Source organism: Acidobacteriota bacterium (assembly GCA_019347945.1).
Taxonomy (GTDB): domain Bacteria; phylum Acidobacteriota; class Thermoanaerobaculia; order Gp7-AA8; family JAHWKK01; genus JAHWKK01.
In genome coordinates, this window is record JAHWKK010000004.1 from 17,118 (window position 1) to 35,270 (window position 18,153).

Annotated in this window: 10 protein-coding genes and 1 pseudogene; 3 read left to right on the plus strand and 8 right to left on the minus strand. The window is 61.8% G+C overall.

Annotated features, from left to right (window positions below):
* Nucleotides 1-227: 227 nt before the first annotated feature.
* A complete protein-coding gene (locus KY459_03685) occupies nucleotides 228-3,545 on the minus strand; it encodes a S8 family serine peptidase (protein ID MBW3563807.1) in 3,318 nt (1,105 codons plus the stop codon).
* A 451-nt stretch (nucleotides 3,546-3,996) separates the two neighbouring features.
* Between KY459_03685 and KY459_03690 the strand changes: the two genes are divergently transcribed.
* Together KY459_03690 and KY459_03695 are read left to right on the plus strand one after the other, a co-directional pair.
* Nucleotides 3,997-5,853 carry a response regulator gene (locus KY459_03690; protein MBW3563808.1) on the plus strand — a complete coding sequence of 619 codons (1,857 nt, stop codon included), beginning with the start codon at nucleotides 3,997-3,999 and terminating at the stop codon, nucleotides 5,851-5,853.
* 75 nt (nucleotides 5,854-5,928) lie between these two features.
* Nucleotides 5,929-6,296: pseudogene (locus tag KY459_03695) on the plus strand (hypothetical protein).
* Nucleotides 6,297-6,551: 255 nt separating this feature from the next.
* Here KY459_03695 and KY459_03700 read toward each other — a convergent pair.
* Nucleotides 6,552-7,520, minus strand: a complete 969-nt coding sequence (locus KY459_03700; protein ID MBW3563809.1) for a GntR family transcriptional regulator — start codon at nucleotides 7,518-7,520, stop codon at nucleotides 6,552-6,554.
* 133 nt (nucleotides 7,521-7,653) lie between these two features.
* Between KY459_03700 and KY459_03705 the strand changes: the two genes are divergently transcribed.
* Complete coding sequence (locus KY459_03705) at nucleotides 7,654-8,289, plus strand: hypothetical protein (GenBank protein MBW3563810.1); 636 nt, start codon at nucleotides 7,654-7,656, stop codon at nucleotides 8,287-8,289.
* 148 nt (nucleotides 8,290-8,437) lie between these two features.
* On the opposite strand, the gene KY459_03710 is transcribed toward KY459_03705, so the two are convergent.
* The 6 genes from KY459_03710 to KY459_03735 form a co-directional block, all read right to left on the minus strand.
* Nucleotides 8,438-8,842 carry a hypothetical protein gene (locus KY459_03710; GenBank protein ID MBW3563811.1) on the minus strand — a complete coding sequence of 135 codons (405 nt, stop codon included), beginning with the start codon at nucleotides 8,840-8,842 and terminating at the stop codon, nucleotides 8,438-8,440.
* A gap of 103 nt (nucleotides 8,843-8,945) precedes the next feature.
* Nucleotides 8,946-9,311 (minus strand): transposase, encoded by a 366-nt coding sequence (locus KY459_03715; GenBank protein ID MBW3563812.1) that lies wholly within the window; start codon nucleotides 9,309-9,311, stop codon nucleotides 8,946-8,948.
* A 124-nt stretch (nucleotides 9,312-9,435) separates the two neighbouring features.
* Entirely contained in the window at nucleotides 9,436-9,654 is a 219-nt protein-coding gene (locus tag KY459_03720; protein ID MBW3563813.1) for a hypothetical protein, read from the minus strand.
* 152 nt (nucleotides 9,655-9,806) lie between these two features.
* The gene (locus KY459_03725) at nucleotides 9,807-12,473 is read right to left on the minus strand and encodes a serine/threonine-protein kinase (GenBank protein ID MBW3563814.1); all 2,667 of its coding nucleotides are present in this window, start codon (nucleotides 12,471-12,473) and stop codon (nucleotides 9,807-9,809) included.
* A 37-nt stretch (nucleotides 12,474-12,510) separates the two neighbouring features.
* Entirely contained in the window at nucleotides 12,511-15,228 is a 2,718-nt protein-coding gene (locus tag KY459_03730) for a serine/threonine-protein kinase (protein MBW3563815.1), read from the minus strand.
* Between the two features lie 219 nt (nucleotides 15,229-15,447).
* On the minus strand, nucleotides 15,448-18,150 hold the full coding sequence (locus tag KY459_03735) for a protein kinase (GenBank protein ID MBW3563816.1): 2,703 nt from the start codon (nucleotides 18,148-18,150) through the stop codon (nucleotides 15,448-15,450).
* Between the last annotated feature and the right edge of the window lie 3 nt (nucleotides 18,151-18,153).

An 18,153-nucleotide genomic window follows, 5' to 3' on the forward strand; every position in this document is an offset into this window, starting at 1 on the left:
GTTGTCCTCCTGCTGAATTGAACTGTATCGAGCGTCACATCTTCGATTTGGGTTCGTGCGAATGGTCCGGCTCGTGGCCATTCTATCCTGCATGGACAAAATGGCCACGAAACTTTCCGCTCCGTTCTGCGGCCAAGGTGACCCTCGATGCGGGGACATGCGCGCGCCACGGCAAAACGGGCTGGCCCGAAGCCCAGCCCGTTTGATCATTGCCGCTGTCGTCCCGACTACCTGACCCTCACCGTGCGGGCGATGCTGATGTCGATCGCTCCCGTTCCGCCGAGTGCATCGATGATCTGGACCGTGTAGGTCCCGGGCTCGGAGACTGAGGTCACGACACCGGAGACACCTTCGAGAAGGCTCTCACCGGAGGCGAGGAGATCTCCGAGGGGTCCGAGGACGTTGACGGTGAGCGGATGGGACGCGCCCTCGACGATGACCGAGAGCGCCGTGTCGTACTCGCTCACCTCCACGGTACGGACGACGCTGCTGTTGAGCAGTCCGCCCATGTCGGCGGTGCTGTTCGACGTGGCGCTCCGCGACTCGACCGCCGAAGCGTCCGCGCCGCCACCCTCACAGCCGGCGATCCGGAAGCCGTCGACGAAGGCCGCGGCGTTCGTCGGGACGAGGACGACTTCGTGCACCCCCTCGCCGAGATCCGCGTATGTCCTGGAGGCGCCAAACAGCGGCTGCGTCCCCGTTCCAGCGTAGGAGATCTGATCGCGCAGGACTCCGTCGATGTAGAGATCGGCGCTGCCGCCATGCTTCGAGGTGGCGTAGAAGTACGTCACCTGGTCTCCCTCGAAGACGACTCGGACGCGCGAGCTCTGCCCGTCGCTCTGCCGCGCCATCAGCCGGTGGTAGCCGCCACTCGACGCGCCGCCGTCCTCCTTGAAGTGCCACCCGCGGCCGTACTCGACCGCCGGGTCGGAATCGTCAATATCTTCGGTGAACGTCGTGCATTCCGCCTCGCCGACCACGCTGAACGCTGCACTTCGGGTCCCGGAGATGCCGTCCATGTTCGTGACCGTCACGTCACGTGGTCCCGCCGCGGCGCCGTGGGAGACCGAGATTGTGGCGACGAGCCACGACCCGCTTCTGTACTCCACTCCGTTGACCTCGATTCCCTCGCCGAACGACGCTGTGGCACCGGGCGAGAAATCGGCGCCGAAGATGCTCACCTCGAGCTCCTGCCCCCGCTCGGCGGAGGAAGGATCGGTCTCGATGACCGTCGGTGTGTCGCCGGTGACCCAGAGGTCCGGGTTGTCCGGAATCCACAGTTTCGTCGTCGTCCCCTCGACCGTCTCCTGAGGTGTCGGATCGGCCGTCTCGTACGTGGCGGTCGGGTTGCCGTCCGCATCGAATGTAGTGAGCGAGAACGAGTTCACGCGTCCCGAGCGGTTGATGTACCCACCCTCCTTCACGGAGAGGAACCACGGGTTCGTCTTCGACGGCGGGAGATACGACTCGACCTCATGAGTCGTCGTGAGGTCGATCGTGAAGTCGTGCTGGCGATTGCCCGTGGTCGACTCGCCCGGAACGACCGTGACGGTATCCGCCTGAAGTGCGGACTTTCCGTCGATCACGAACCGCGCGCGCTCCACCTGCGGGCCGGTGCCGAGCAGCACGAGAAGATCGTTGTCAATCGCGTTGTGGGTGATGCTGTACGACAGACGCGCGACGGGGCGCGGTTGACCGAGCGTGACGGCGAGCGCGGGCTCTTCGATCGTTCCGACCGTCGAGTCGGTCGAGGTGTGCGCGATGCGATACCAGTACGTCTTCCCCGCCTCGACATCGGTATCACGGAAGCTGTAACCGTTCCGGTTGTGCGTCTGCTCGATGATCGCGCTGCCGATGCCCGGAATCGACGCTGCCGTCACTCTCTCGAAGACTCCCGGCGCACCGTTCACATCCTCGGCGCGATCGATGTCGTATCCCGCCAGATTGATCTCGCGCTGCGAGGCCCACGTCACGTCGATCGCCGCGGAACCGTCCGAGGCCGGCTCGGCATGGATGTAAACGACCTGCGTCTGCGAGGCAGGGTCGCCAGCGAGCCGGAGCGCTTCCTTCACCGCGGCATACGCGTCGATCTGGCCCCACCCCCCCGACGGATGGTAGTTCGGATCCCCCTGCGGGAAGGGATCCGCGCCGGCTGGTGTCTTGCCCCAGTCTCTCCGGTGCTCGCTCGTGTGTTTGAGGATCTCCCACACCTCTCGCGGTGCGAGTGACGGGTTCGCCTCGAGAATCAGCGCGACGATTCCTGCCGCATGCGGCGTGGCCATCGACGTGCCGCTGAGCGGCTTGTACTGCCTTCCGTCGGTGGTGAGCATGCCGTCCGCGGACACGATGCCCGATCCGGGCGCGGCGACGAGCGGCTTCATCTCGTCCTCGAAGTCCGCGTCTCCGTCGCTCATCCGCGGCCCCTCGTTCGAGTAGGAGGCGATGAGATCGTCCTGGCGCGTCAGCGAGTTCTGGTCCGCGATCGCGCCGATCGTGAACGCCTTGTCGGCGGCGGCAGGCGACGGCATGTAATTGGTCGCGCGGTCATTGCCTGCCGCGACGATCGGGAACAGGCCCGCGTCGAACGCGGCGTTGATCGCACGAGAGCTGGCATCGGTGCCGTCCGACTCAGTCAGAGTCCCGAGGCTGAGATTGAGGATCCGGATGCCGTACTTCTCCTTGTTGAGGATCGCCCATTCGACCCCGTCCGCCGAACCGAACCCGGCACCGGCGTCGGAGAGAACCTTCTGATCGACGAGCAGCGAGCCGGGCGCATTTCCGCCGAACACTGCCGTGGGACCGCCGGTCCCGATCGCCGTTCCTGCCACGTGCGTCCCGTGCTGGCTCCGGGGCCCGCGGTCGATCGGGTTGATACTCTGGTCGGGCGGTGTGTTCACTGCGGGCTGGCCCGCGTAGAAGTCGCCGCCGGCGATGAACTTGCCGGTAAACGCTTCGTGCCCGGGGAATCCCGTAAGAGAATCGGGCTGATCGTTGACGCCGGTATCGAGGATGCTGACGACGACGCCGCTTCCGGTAAACCCGAGGTTGCCCTGTACGGTCGGGAACCGCTGGAACCGGCTGTCGACCACGCCCGAGGTCTTCCCGGCGACGTTGTTGACCGGATACATCATCTCGATCGCTTCGACCCGCTCGACATTCGGCAGCGATGCGACGGTCTCGATCTCTCCGAACGTCAGATTCATCCGGACGTAGGGGATCGTCTGATATGGCCTGAAGACTGCGGTACTGACACCGCTCGAGCTGAGATTCTGGAGGTCGCTGTCGGTCGGCTGATGCTCATAGCCGACGTAGACGCCATACCGCAGCACCCCGTCGGCATCCCCCACGGCGATGATGAGGCGCCCGAGCTCCGTATCACCATTCTCGTAGGCGGCGGCGAGGCCGGAGGCATTCACCTCTTCGATCCGGTCGTCGATCCGATTTTCGTTCTTGTCCCAGACCCAGCCGAAGGCCGGGGTGGCGGCCATGATCGTGATGCAGATCGCCATGATGAGCCGCAGCGGTATCGTTGAATTTACTGTCACGGGATCCCCCTTCGTGAGCTCTCGATACGGAGAGAGCGGAGTATTTTGTGGTTCCGATTACCGTAATGGTAGTGATACTACCTCGGTCGAATGGTGGCGATGCTACCATACCTCGGTAGCCGCGAGAGCACCGGCGATGCCCCGAGTCGCTTCCGGTTTGACTCGTGCGATTTGGTTACGCGCTCCGAACGATTCAACAAAATAGAATCCTCGGGATCCGGCACCTTATGAATCGTACTGTGGAGCTATTGAAATGCGCATCGGAGACCTCCAGATGTTCCTTTTATGGAACTGATCGCTAAGAGGCTCCTGGGTGCGCCGGTTTCTCAACCGGCCCCGGCTCCGAAGGCGGCCCGGACCCTCTTTCCTCGTTTCCAGGATCGTCACCGCCCCTCCGGTGATAATCTCCCAGGCCCTGCCCCCTTCCAGGTTTCCACTATCATCCCGACAGATGAATTCTCCTCCCGCGGCCACTGACGATTCACCAGCCGGGCTTCCGTCAGAGTTCCAGCTCGAGCTCGATCCCGAAAAGCGAGAGCGGCAGCGGGACCTCCGGGGACGGGCGCTCCACGCGGTGTATGTTCCGCGACTCCGGCTGATCGGGAGCGTGATCATCTGCGCATGGCTCTACCTCCACATGCGCTTCATCTCCGGAGGGTCGTTCGGTGAGTGGGCTTTCGCCTCGGCGCTCCTCTTTGCCTGGGGTGCCGCCGCCTGGATCATCCTCTACCGGTTCTATCGACGTCGCGCCCGCTTCGATCTCGCTCATTTTTTTCTTGCCGGCGATCTCTTCCTCTGGACCTATCTGATCTACATCACCGGGGCCGAGCGAAGCTGGCTGTTCATCCTGCTTTCCGTCCGGGCCGCGGATCAGTCCCCGACCACCTTCCCCAAAACGCTTTACTACGCACACCTCGGCTTTTTTCTGTACCTCGCACTGCTCGGATTCATGTATCTGCGGGGAGAGCCGGTGGACTGGGGACTCGGCTGGACCAAGGCCGGGATCATCTACGGCTTCAACCTGTATCTCGCGCTGGCTGCTCGTACCATGGAGAGAATGAGAGGGAGGATGTCATCGGCCATACGATTTGCGATCGAGCTGATCGGCGACCTGAAACGAAGCGAGAATGAGCTTCAGGTGGCGCTCTCGAGGAGTGCAGAACTGGAGCGATCTCTCGCTCAGGCGCAGAAACTCGAGTCGCTCGGTCAGATGGCGGCAGGAATCGCACATGACTTCAACAACACGATGATGTCGGTCCTCCCGTGGGCGAATCTGATTTCGAAGAAATATCCGGACGATCCTGAGCTGAGCCGCGCGTCCTCCCAGATCAGCAACGCCGTCACGCGCGCACGCGAGGTGACATCCCACCTGCTTGGCTTCGCTCAGCCGAGGCCTCCCCAGATCGAACTGGTGGATCTCGAAGCGCTTCTCGAGCAGCAGCTCGACACATTGCGTCTCTCCGTACCGGAGAACGTACGGATCGAGATCGAGCGGACCGCCAGCCCGTGCATGGTCGCGGTCGATACTGCTCAGTTCGCGCATGCGATCACGAATCTCGTCCTGAACGCTCGCGACGCTCTTCCGGAAGGGGGCGTGATCACGTTCCGCATCAGGGATGCCGAGCCTCATGAGCAGGGAAGAGCGGAGATCCACCCAGGCTCCCACATCGCCCTGGACGTTGCCGATACCGGAACGGGAATGGACGAAGAAACGATGACGAAGGTCTTCGATCCGTTCTTCACGACGAAACCGTTTGGGCAGGGTTCCGGGCTCGGACTGGCGGTGGCACACCAGATGGTCACTCAGGCGGGAGGGATCCTGTCGGTTCGATCCGAGCCGGGCCGCGGATCTGCCTTTACGATCCTGCTTCCCTGTGCAGAACGTGCGCTGCCGCCCTCCGAGACCCGTCCGGTACAGGAAGAAGCTCCGCAAAACTATCGCGGTGTCGACGTCATGATCGTCGATGACGACCCGGCCGTCGGGGAAGGTATTCGAATCATGCTCGAGATGACGGAAGCGAATGTGACCCTGCGCAGCTCCGGACGCGAGGCGCTCGAGTTGCTCGACCGTGGCTTCCATCCCGAGCTGATCATTCTCGACATGGGAATGCCGGAGATGAGCGGTGCAGAGGTTCATGCCGCCATCCGAGCTCGCAATCTCCGCATTCCGATCCTGATTTCTTCGGGTTACGGGGACCCGAAGCGCCTCGATCAGATCCTCGGCGACGACGCGACCTTTTATCTGCAGAAGCCGTACGAGCTCAACGACCTCCTCGCCATGATGCAGCGCGCCCTCGGCTCGCGATAGGCGGCGCGCCTCCCCGATCCATCGAAGACCGGAATCCGGATCCCCGCACCGTCGCCCTGAAGTCTCGCGGAACACATCGACCCTGAGACCGCTCCCGAGGACTACCAGCACCGTTCGATCGGCCCGTTCCGCGGAACGCCGGAAGATGCCGTCGCGAAGATGGAGGAAGCTCTCGGGCGCATGCACGACCGAGATCGCCGCGTTCGACCCGCTTTGCGGCTCTCATTGGAGGAGGTGGCGAAGGAGACGGGCTCGATCACGTCATCTTCGACACGGCCCCGACCGGACACGCGCTCCGCCTCCTGAACCTCCCGGCGGCATGGGACGGCAGAGCGATTCCGAATTCTCGCCACGGTCGCTCGAACCGTCCCTCCGGCACGTCAGGCCACAGTCCCGGCAGAAGAGCGGTCGCCACCAGCCATCCGCCCGGCGAGATGAGATAGCGACGACCAGAGGTGCAAAGTGTTCGGTAAACATCTCACACGGTTTTCGTCAATCGATCCCAGAACGGCGATTCACATTCGCCGCGGTGTGGTTCGATGGAGATGAATCGGCCCGTCTGGCGAGAGTGCAGCCGACAATGGCCAGCACACACGCTGCTGAAGCGTAGCGAACCATCTCCCCGGGGTTCTCGGATCTGAGTGTTCCGAACGCGGACGATGCGCCGCGAATGCCTGAGAGCGGGACCGTATCCCGGTTCAGGATCGCTTCGGTAACGACCGCCGAAGTTTCTCCGTGGAAGGGCGCGATCTCCGCGACTCGCCCGCGAGAAACTCGAGATTCTTGTTCACGACGAATGAGAGAATTTCTCGGCTCGAGTGTTCGGAGAATACCCGCGGAGCCGGAACCAGACTCGTCTGCCGAGGAAGGTCCTTCAATGCTTTGCGCGCTTCCAGAGTGATGTAGGTAGGCTCTCCAGGCACGATCTGATCGAGATCATCACGACCGGCGATCAGAACGCGCGGTCGTGAAGTGGCCCGGATCGCGGAGAACATCGAATTGAACTTCGGCTCGAACCTCGGATCTCGTGCGATGAACCATACCGGACCTTTTTCCGTCAGCCGTCCCATCTCCCCGAGGAACTCCGGTCGGAGCGATACGACGATCTCAGGTCTCTTCAGCTCCTTCGCCGTTTCAGAAATCTGGGACGAGTGGAACGACGTCGTCACGAGCAGGTCGGCTGTTCGCAGATGCCGAAGTGACGCCGGCTTGTTCAGATCCTCGATGTTCAGAGGCCTGGTCTCGATGCCGTAATCTCTACGGAGCTCCTCGCAAAGACCGGTGAGTTGATCGTCATTGCACTCGATGCAGCAGGCCCGGATTCGAACTGTCTGTAGGCACCGTGCCAGTCGCTCGGGAAATTCCGTCGCCGGGATGCCACGCTCGAGCACCTCCGTGAGCAGATCGACCATCCAATTCGCGGGCTGCAGACTCGCGAGAGCTGCTCCGACAGCCGCGACGTACACGCCTGATCGAGGTCGCATCTCGACGAGCCCTTCGGAGGCAAGCTGCTGATAGCCGGCAAGCACCAGGCGTGGGTCGGTCCCGAGCTCGGCCGCCGTGCTTCGTACACCGGGTAAGCGGGTCCCAATCTCGAGAACTCCAAGGTGAAGTCCTGAAACAACCCGCTGCCGGAGAGCTCTCGTGATTTCGTGTTGTCGGGGCATTTTGTGGCGTGATCTGCATCAGCGGGAGTCCAATACAACAAAGTTCGCCTCTGCCTCGATTCTGTAGCACCAATAATACAACAGTTGGTGCCCTGATTGCACGCCACAGAAAAGGATTGGAAAGGAGATCTACATGAACAGACTTATCAGCACGGCGGCGTTTGTTGCCGCGTCAGTCGGCATGGCATCGTGTGCCACCGATACCACCATGGACAGACCTCGACCGACCACGGTCCAGGCGACTCACGAGCAGTCGGTCCGAGCGATGGTCAACACGTGGCCCGAAACGGCGAGAAAGGCAGCCTGGGAGGCGATGGGCAAATACGGCTCACCGGATGGCGTGACCGACACGATGCTGATCTGGCACGACAACGGTCCGTGGAAGCGAACCATCGTCTACAGGGAGGAAGTCGACCATCGGTTCCCGATGCCGCACAAGGACGTTTGGGAGCAGTTCGTCAACTACGACGTTCCGCCGGAAAAATTCGATGAGATTGCGGCATATGACGGTAGCGTGATGATCGAAAGGACAAAGGGCGAGATCTCCGCTCGGTGTGACAAGGAGGCAGCAAACTTTCTCGCACTGAATCTCGCCGACGACATCATCAACAACCGGCGCACGGTGGATGACGCAAGAAACTTTTACGCTCAGACGATCAAGACGATGAAGGAGGGCGGTTCTTCGCCGTATCTCGAGGGACTGCGGTTCACTCCGCCGGCACGTTCCGGATTCGCGGATCGGCCGTCTCCGATTCTTGCCAGTCGGTGATCTGGTGGAGCCGGAGCCCGCGCTCCGGCTCTGCAGTATGGAGCCTACGGTTAGGGGAGTTGGGGTCACGGCTATAAAATCAACTTAACGTCCGATCGAATACCCCTCAGAGATTCCCGCCATGTGCGGTCGTCTTCTGCGGCGCGGATCATTTTGAGACTCCCTGACCCGAGACTCCGAGATACTCCGCGATCATCTGCATCGTCAAGCCGCACTCCCGATAGCCGAGCATTGCGAAGGCCTTACGTCCCGGCCGATGGCTCTTGGTTCGAAGTGTCTCCGGCGTCTCATTGAATTCACTGAGAACCAGCTCGATGACGTGGTCCAGCGTCGGTCGCACGATCTCGAGCTGGGCGCGCGGGTGCGCACGGCTTCGCGGCTGCGACGAGATCATCGGCTGAATCATGTCGCAGAACGCCTCCCCGCCGAGGTAGATCTGACCGATCAGCGATTCCAACGGGTTGTACGAAGCTCCGCGGGCATCCGCAACGAACCCACGATAGCTTCCCGTGCCCGTCCCTTGTCCCGCAGATCGAACTTCGCCAGAGTCCACTCCGTCTCGAGCCAGTTCGGCGCGGGTGCCAGACCGGCGGTCGCGCGGTAGTTGCTCCATTTCCAGTCTCCGGCGTAGGTAACCGCACCACAATGAACCGGATTCAGAACGATGGTGCGCGTGAGCTCGAGCAGGTGCGACACGCGTTCGACCAGGATGTTCTTGAACCGGCCCTGGACAGGTGTCCCACCCTCCGGTGGCGTTCATTGAACCAGCGCGCGTAGGACTCGTTCAACTTCTTCATTCCGCGAGACAGCCCCACCTCCGGGGTCTCGATCAGCAGGTGGTAGTGATTCGACATCAGAACCCACGCGTGCAGGATCCAGCGGCGGAGAATCACCACCTCCTCGAGGATCTCGAGAAACCTCAACCGATCGCGATCATCGCGATAGATGATCCGCCTTTCGTTGCCGCGGGAGGTGATGTGATGGATCGCATCAGGGAAATCGATGCGGAGTTGTCTGGACACGCGAACGCCGGCCGAAGAACCTTCTGTCTGCGGGACCCAGGCGGTGGAAACCGGAGGTCATTCTACCTCGGCGGACTGGCACTCGCCACTCGTTAAGTTGCGTTTCTGGCTGTGACCCCAACTTCTACGAGTTGACGGATGCCGAGAGTGAGGCCGATCCTTCGTTGCACACGACACCTGCCCACGTGCACTCGGTGCCGGCTGGGCCTCTCCAGTTCGTGTCATCGATCCAGATCTCACCGTCGGTGGAATCGTAAAGGGCGAGGAGCGCCTGCCGCTCCGAGCTCGGAATCGCGGCGACCGCCGGGGACGCGATCGCGCACGAGAGCGAAATGACCGCCACGATGGTAGAAAGCCTGATGACACGCCTCCAGCCGCTTTGCGTATTCTGATGCTCCGGAGACTCGATTGTATCGCGTTCAGACCGTGTGGGCGATCTTGGGAACCGCTACCTCTGCTTTGTCGGACCTGTCAATGCCTGAGAGCCGAGCTGGATCAGTCTGCTGAGCCGAGCAGTGTCTGCCAGTTCCGAATCACCCGGATCGGCTCTTCGCTGTCTCGACCGTCCGTCGCGAGCGTGATGAAGCTGTCTCCGAGAGCTTTGAACTCCCCGATTATCGGAAGTGTCCCGAGCTCGATCAGTTCGGGTGTGCCTGGCTCGAGCCGGTCCCCATCCCGGGTGAGCCGCACTCTCACGAAGCCAGACCGAGAGCGATAGTAGAGCGCATCCCCCTCGAGGTTCCATCCTGCACTTCCGGTCGAATCGCCCTTACTGATCTGCCACTTCCGCTTCCCGTCGGGAAAGTCACTGAGATAAATTTCGTAACTGCCTGACTCGGCCGAACCGTAGGCGATCCAGCTCCCATCGGGAGACAGCCAGACTCCGTATTCATCGTAGGGGGAAGCGACGAATTTGAACAACTTCTCCGGCTCGTCAATGAGGAGATAGCCGATGTCGTGGCCGGTCTCGGTCTCCTGAATCCCTCCGACGAGATAACGTCCGTCTCCCGACCATTGACGTACGAAAAATCTCGCCGAGTCGAGCAGACGATTCTCTTCCCCACTTCCGGACGCGGACTGGATCCAGAGCGAGGAACCGGCCCAACCACGACTGCCGCCGGAGCTCGAGATCGCGATACGCTCGCCGTCTGGCGAAAATGATCCGGTGACCAGACGCCGGCTGGAAGTGAAGGTCGCTCGGGTCATCTGCTGTCGGTCGAGGTCCATGACCCATAGATCAGTTCCGCCTCGCGAGCCGTCCTCTCTCGAGAGAAGCACCTTTCGACCGTCTCGACTGAAGTCCCGGATCGACAGGAAGCCAGGCTCGCCGAAGGTCTCGACTTCACGACCATTCCAGTCGTATCGCGCAAGTCGAGCCGTCGTCCGATTCTCCCGCCTCCAGGCGATCAGACCGGCTCCTGATACCCCGTAATTGGCCATGTCTCGAGAGTTGTAGTACTCGATCCCTTCCGCGATCGGCTTTGGTGAGGCCGACAGTTCCAGTGAATCGGGATCGAAGGGCTGTGCAAGCAGATTCCCCTCCCGGACCCAGAAGAGAAAGCCGCTTGCATACTGAGGGTTCGATGCCCGCTCGACCAGAATCCGCGGCTGGGAGAGGTTGCCTGTAGACGCTACTGCGATGGAACCGTACTGGTCAGCCAGGTTGTCCCTGAGAATGAACAGGACGTTCCGCCCCCCGGGGAGGATGTGAGGATTGCGGTGGGTGACGCGCTCGCCGTCGATCCGGGTCACCGCTCGTGCCGTCCCCCCCGAGTCCGGCACTGCGTGCAGTGGACCGGCGATGTCGGGCGCAAAGATGATCGTTCCGTCACTGCTCCAGGTGCCGCCGCGGCCCTGCGGAGCGTCTGCGAGCGACTGGACTGCGCCGCCGCTGCTACCGACTTTTTTCAACCGGCCATCGGAGAAGAATCCGATCCATTGCCCGTCTGGAGACCAGAAGGGGAAAATCGCGCCGTTCGTCCCCTCGAGCGTCCTGACGGCACCTGACTCCAGATCTCTGACCGCCACCATGAAATCATCCCCGGCGTCCACGAGCATCAGAATGAGAGAGCCATCGTGTGAGATCGAAATGTTTCCAACGGCGACCGGGGCCACCCCCGCTTCGGGCGGCGCGACCAGTTCGGCCCGAAAAGGTCGGGAGGTCATTTCGACCTTCGACCGCTCCACGAGCGCCCATGAAATCGCAGCGATTGCGATGAGCCACCCGATCAGACCGGCAGCGCCGAGCAGTCTCCGCTTCGACTTCCGTGATTCCTGGATCGCCTTGCCGACACCCGCCTGTGATCCCGCTTCGCTGATCCACTGCAGCTCGCTCGCGATGTCGTGCGCCGACTGCCAGCGATCGTCCGGATCTTTTTCGAGGCATCTCCGAACGACGTGATCGAGTGCCGGTGGTGTCATCGGTGTTACGTCGGAGATCGGCTCCGGCTGCTGCGAGACGATCGCCGCGATCAGACTCGTCTTCGTCCCACCCTGAAACGCGCGACGGCCCGTCGCCATCTCGTACAGGACCGCACCGAGCGCGAAGATGTCGGTTCGCGCATCCGCCTCGGTTCCCTCGAGCTGCTCCGGCGCCATGTACTGGAACGTCCCGAGGATCGTGCCCTCCTGCGTCAGCGGTTTGTACTCCGTCGGAAGACTCGTCAGACCTTCGATGACGCCCTGCCCTCCGGACGATTTGGCGAGACCGAAATCGAGAAGCTTGGCACCCGACTTGGTCAGCATGATGTTGCCCGGCTTCAGATCGCGATGGATCACACCTCGCCGGTGGGCAGCGTCGAGCGCCGATGCGATCTGCCGGCCGTACCTGAGCACCTCGTGAAGCGGAAGCGGTCCCCTCTTCAGCCGGTCCGCGAGCGACTCCCCCTCCATCAGCTCCATCACGAGATAGTGCGTCCCGTCGGCCTGTCCGACGTCATGGAGCGTGCAAATGTGCGGATGGTTCAGCGAAGAAATGGCCTTCGCCTCCCGCTCGAAACGCTGGAGGAATGCAGTGTTCTCAGCAAAACCGGACGGCAGCACCTTGACCGCAACTTCGCGATCGAGTCGCGTATCCTTCGCACGCCACACCTCACCCATCCCACCCGCACCGAGCGAGTCGACGATCTCGTAAGGACCGAGCAGCTTACCGGAGGAAATCATCGTCACGTCCCAATATTGGCGGTGGTCTCATCCTGAATCATCGAGCCTGATCCTCGTAACGGACGTGCCAGTTTTCGACGAGCGTCAGCGGACTCGACGTCGCCGTACTACCGAAAGTACCGGCCAGGATCCGTCCACCGTCCGACGAGACCGTGTACGGACGCAACCTTCCATGCATGAAAGGGAGCTCCAGCAGCTTCGCTGGCGTACCAACCACCAGCCCGGCATTGGTGGAGACAGGAACCACCCACAATTCCGTCCTCGGAGGATTCATGAAGAAAATCTCGTCTCCGATCCAGAGAGGCCATACCCCCCCAATCGTTGAAAGCTGCCACTTCCCTCCCTTCTCCAGAGATTGCACGTAAACCTCCGGTACACCAGACTCCATCGATGTGTAGACGAGATATCTAGCATCGGGAGAGAGCCTCGCCTGAGACTCCTCGAACGGCGTTGCGATCAGAGGCTCCGTCTTCCCCGTTTCGATCGAAGCAATGGCGATATCCTCGGCTCCATTCTCCCGATCGAGCACCGTGATCAGGAGCTTATCCCCGTCCGGAAATATGTCCTGGGGCCAGGCCTCGGTGAGCAGCATCTCGTGGGAGCCGAGGCCGTTCGACCGTTTGCGATAGATATTATCGTGTCCCCCCTCGGAGCCACCGTAATAGATCCACTCATCATCTGTGCTCCAGAACGGCCGAAACTCGTCGCCCGCCTGAAACGTCAGACGGCTCTGCGTCTTCCTTTCCAGATCCCGGATCCAGAGATCGGCACCCGCGGAGCGGTCATTCACGATCATGAAGACGATCCTGCGGTCGTCACTCGAGAGCGCGAATCCAAAATCCGTTCCCTCCCGGAGCACGGTCTCGATGGGAGTCCCGCCCCGGTCGTACCACACCAGTTCCGATTGGCCGGCTCCGCTGGCGGTGTGGTACACGAGCGTTCCCGTGTCGGAGACGGCGGCAACTGGATACTCCCAATTCGTGTAATCGACACCCTCCGCAACCGGGAATGGCTGCCCCCGCAGCTCCAGCCGCTCGACGTCGAGCCTCTGCGCCAGAAGGTATCCTTCCTTCCAGAACAGAAGGTATCCGGCAGAGGACCATATGGGTGCGCTGTTGACCTCGATCAGCCGTTTCTCCTTACCCGACTCGACGTCCAGCACGTATATCGCGCTCTGGTCATTGGCTGCCCCTCGATCCGCAGCCTGCGCAAGGTAAAGCAGATGCCTTCCGTCCGACAGGAACACCGGCCACCGATGATTCGTCTCCCCCTCACGAAGCTTCGTCAGCGGTTTTGCTCCTCCACCTGACAGAGAAAGGGTATGGAGCTCGGCATAGGCAGGGCAGAAGACGATGGTGCCATCAGGCCCCCAGGTTCCACCCCGCGGCTGGAGGGCGTCCGCCAGAACCTGCGCAGGCCCTCCGTCGGCGTCGATCCGCTTGAGCTTTCCATCCGCAAAGAACGCGACGGAACGACTGTCGGGGGACCAGAATGGGGCCACAGCCCCCTCGGTTCCCTGCAGCCGACGGGGCTCCAGAGCATCGGATCTCCGAATCCAGATACGGGTGTTTGCGTCTTCAGAACGGCCGAGGAATGCGATGCGCTTTCCATCCGGAGATATCGTCAAGCCACCGAAGCCGTAGTCGTAGCGCAGCTCAGCAGGTGCAATGATCGACCAGACTGAAGTCTCCAACGGCTCCGGCTCTCTCCTGCCCCCGATCCAAAGTGCCACAAACACCAGCGCCACCACGGTTGTCAATCCGGCCAGAATCCAGGCGAGACGTTCCCGCGTCTTTCTCCGAATCGCCACGGAGCTGGCCACACCCGCTTGGGATCCCGCTTCGCTGATCCACTGCAGCTCGCTCGCGATGTCGTGCGCCGACTGCCAGCGATCGTCCGGATCTTTTTCGAGGCATCTCCGAACGACGTGATCGAGTGCCGGTGGTGTCATCGGTGTTACGTCGGAGATCGGCTCCGGCTGCTGCGAGACGATCGCCGCGATCAGACTCGTCTTCGTCCCACCCTGAAACGCGCGACGGCCCGTCGCCATCTCGTACAGGACCGCACCGAGCGCGAAGATGTCGGTTCGCGCATCCGCCTCGGTTCCCTCGAGCTGCTCCGGCGCCATGTACTGGAACGTCCCGAGGATCGTGCCCTCCTGCGTCAACGGCTTGTGCTCGGTCGGAAGACTCGTCAGACCTTCGATGACGCCCTGACCTCCCGCGGAAGACTTGGCGAGACCGAAATCGAGAAGCTTCGCACCCGACCTGGTCAGCATGATGTTGCCCGGCTTCAGATCGCGATGGATCACACCCCGCCGGTGGGCAGCATCGAGCGCCGACGCGATCTGCCGCCCGTACCTGAGCACCTCGTGAAGCGGAAGCGCTCCCTTCTTCAGCCGGTCCGCGAGCGACTCACCCTCGATCAGCTCCATCACGAGATAGTGGAGGCTCGGGGGTCGAGGCTCGAGGCTCGAATCTTCCGCGAGTCCCGATTCTCGAGTCTCGAGCCTCGCCTCACCTGCGTCATGCAACGTGCAGATGTGCGGATGATTCAGCGAAGAGATCGCCTTCGCTTCCCGCTCGAATCGCTGCAGGAATTCGGCGTTCTCAGCAAAACCGGACGGCAGCACCTTAATCGCGACCTGGCGGTCGAGGCGCGTATCCCGCGCACGCCACACCTGCCCCATCCCACCCGCGCCGAGCGAGTCGATGATCTCGTAAGGACCGAGGCGAGCACCAGTCGTGATGGACATTGGAAGAGAACTCAATGATAGAGGCAGAGAAGCGGTTCGTCATCCTAAATCTGGATGTAGACGAAAAGGTCAGCACGAATCGTCGTGACTACGTCGACTCTGGCCCCGTCTTGCTCCGGCTGACCTCGCGTCTCGCGAGCGCCACACTTCTCCCATGCCGCCAGGCCTATGCGGGAGAGGAGCTCGTAAGGTCCCAAGGGGGTCCGGTTTCCATCTGCTTCACTGTTTTACCCGCTGTTTCAGTTCGTCGAACCAATTCACGACGACGTGGAGATAATCCTGCGTCGGCCCGCTTTCGGCCCTTTCCACGAGAATGATTCTTTGGCCGTCAGGACTGATGTCAAACTCGGAAAAGGGTGCCTCGAGGACGACTGTCGCCGCACTTGCGCGGAACTCGGGTTCCATTTCCACGTCCACCTTCAGAAGTCTTCTGCCGCTCTTGAAAAAGATTTCGTTCGCATATGTCCAGACTGGTTGCCCGCCCCCACTAGTCGAAATCTGCCATCTGCCGCCATGGTGCAGATTTCGGATGTACACTTCCCACTGCCCGGACTCGTCGGAGCAGTAGGCAATCCACTCACCATCCGGAGAAAAGACGGCCTGAATTTCAGAGCTTTCGGTCTGGACGACCCAGCTCATCTGTCCGCTTTCGAGATCGACGATTCCTACGTCGTCCGAGGTTGCGGCACTGCTCACCATCACCAGCAGTTTGCTTCCATCAGGCGACCAGTCGGAGGGGACTGTCGGTGATCCCGAATCGAACAGAGGCGCGGGCAGGTCGCTTCCATCCGTTGCACGGGAGTAGACGGCCCATGGGCCATCCTTCTCATAGCCGAAAGCGATACGCCGTCCGTCCGGGCTCCACGTCGGGCCGTAGGCGCGAAACTCGGAAGTGATGCGTGAGGCCGAACCACGCTTCAGATCCCAGCTCCAGATTTCGTATCCGGGCGCTCCCGCGATTGCATCCCCCGACGGCGAGAAGCGCACCCAGACCTGCCGGTCGGGGAGTGGGACGTCCAGCCGATTCCCGCCGCGGTCGAACATCGCCAGTTTTCCTCCTTCGTCGAACGTGGCGCCGGCGGGAAGATAGGCAATAATGCCGCTGGTCGAGACGGAGTACTCTCCGTTCCCCGCCAGATTGTTGGCGATGCCGTCGAGAACGGGGATCGAGTCGCCGCGAACCTCGAGACTCTCCGGATCGAACTCCACGGCGTAAAGCGAGTTCTTTCGCATGTAGACCAGGTGACCACTCGACAGGTAACGCGCTCCGAATCCGCCGCGGACGAGAACGTGTCGCTCGTCGCTTCCGAAGGTTTGCGCCACGATCACGCCTTCGTCAAAGCTTTCGCCAAATCCGATGGTGTAGATGAAGCTGCGGCTTCCGGGAAGCATCTGCGGCCATCGATGATTCCGCTCTCCCTCCGCCTCTCGGAGCTCGGTGACCGGCTCCGGCGTTCCGTGGTCCGCGGAAATGCGCATCAGTGCTGAATAGTAAAACGGCGCGTAGACGATCGAACCGTCATCTCCCCACGATCCTCCCCTGGCATAGGCAACTTTTGCGACAGGGACGGGGACACCACCGGCTACCGCCAATTTCCACATCTGATGCCGGGTGAAGTAGCCGATCCAGTTTCCGTCGGGAGAGAAGAATGGTTGCGAGGCGCCCTGGCTGCCGGCGAGTCGTATCGAGTCGAGCTCTCCGATTTTGCGGATCCAGAGATTCGATGCCTCTCCGTCCCGGCCGACATAGACGATCCTCGTTCCGTCTGGTGAGATCACAACGTTTCCGTACGCCTCCGCGACCCGCGGATCTGCGGCGAGGGGGACTGCGAACCGCATCACCGGAAGTGTTGGCTCGGATTTCATCGCACTGTAGAAGAGGGAGATGCCGCCGCCGATCATCGCGACTGCGGCAAGCATCCACGCTGTGAGTTCCCGTCGAGCCCGACGCCTGACAATCGGCACCGCAGCACCCGCCTGCGATCCTGCTTCGCTGATCCACTTCAGCTCGCTCGCGACGTCGTGTGCCGACTGCCACCGGTCGTCGGGATCTTTCTCGAGACATCTGGCGATCACGTGCTCGAGCGCCGGTGGAGTGAGCGGCTGCATGTTGCGAATCGGGCGTGGCTCGCCGCTCACGATCTGAGCGATGAGCGACGTCTTCGTCTTTCCGTCGAATGCCCGCTTTCCGGTCGCCATCTCATAGAGCACGCACCCGAGCGCAAAGATGTCCGTACGCGAGTCTGCCTCGATCCCCTCGAGCTGCTCGGGCGCCATGTACTGGAACGTTCCGAGAATCGTTCCCTCGGCGGTGAGCGGCTCCTGCGGCCGGAATGCCGTGGGTTCGTCCACAGCTACAGGTGGCTGAGATGACCCGGGGAGGCTTAAGCGGATATCACTTTTTGCCAGTCCGAAGTCGAGGAGTTTCGCACCCGACTTCGTGATCATGACATTCCCCGGCTTGAGATCGCGGTGGACCACTCCCGCGCGATGCGCCCGGTCGAGCGCCTCGGCGATCTGCGCGCCGTACTTCAGAACGTCTGGCAGGGGGAGCGGCCCCTTCGCGATTCGCGCGGCGAGCGATTCGCCATCGATCAGCTCCATGACGAGGTAGGAGAGGCTCGGAGCTCGGGGCTCGAGGCTCGGATCCCCCGCGAGTGCCGAATCTCGAGTCTCGAGACTCGCTTCGCCGACATCATGCAGCACGCAGATATGCGGGTGATTGAGCTGCGAGATCGTCTTCGCCTCGCGCTCGAATCGCAGCTTCAGTTGCGCGTTCGACGCGAATTCAGTGGGGAGGATCTTCAATGCGACCTCACGCTCCAGGCGCTTGTCCCGCGCCCGCCACACTTCTCCCATGCCGCCAGCACCAATGGGCGAGATCAGTTCATAAGGGCCGAGCTGGGTACCGACGGAAAGCATCTG

Bases quoted from the DNA above. Each gene is read 5' to 3' on its own strand.
- KY459_03690 (MBW3563808.1), top strand. From the start codon at position 3,997: ATGAATTCTCCTCCCGCGGCCACTGACGATTCACCAGCCGGGCTTCCG.
- KY459_03730 (MBW3563815.1), bottom strand. From the start codon at position 15,228: ATGTCCATCACGACTGGTGCTCGCCTCGGTCCTTACGAGATCATCGAC.
- KY459_03705 (MBW3563810.1), top strand. From the start codon at position 7,654: ATGAACAGACTTATCAGCACGGCGGCGTTTGTTGCCGCGTCAGTCGGC.
- KY459_03725 (MBW3563814.1), bottom strand. From the start codon at position 12,473: ATGATTTCCTCCGGTAAGCTGCTCGGTCCTTACGAGATCGTCGACTCG.
- KY459_03735 (MBW3563816.1), bottom strand. From the start codon at position 18,150: ATGCTTTCCGTCGGTACCCAGCTCGGCCCTTATGAACTGATCTCGCCC.
- KY459_03700 (MBW3563809.1), bottom strand. From the start codon at position 7,520: ATGCCCCGACAACACGAAATCACGAGAGCTCTCCGGCAGCGGGTTGTT.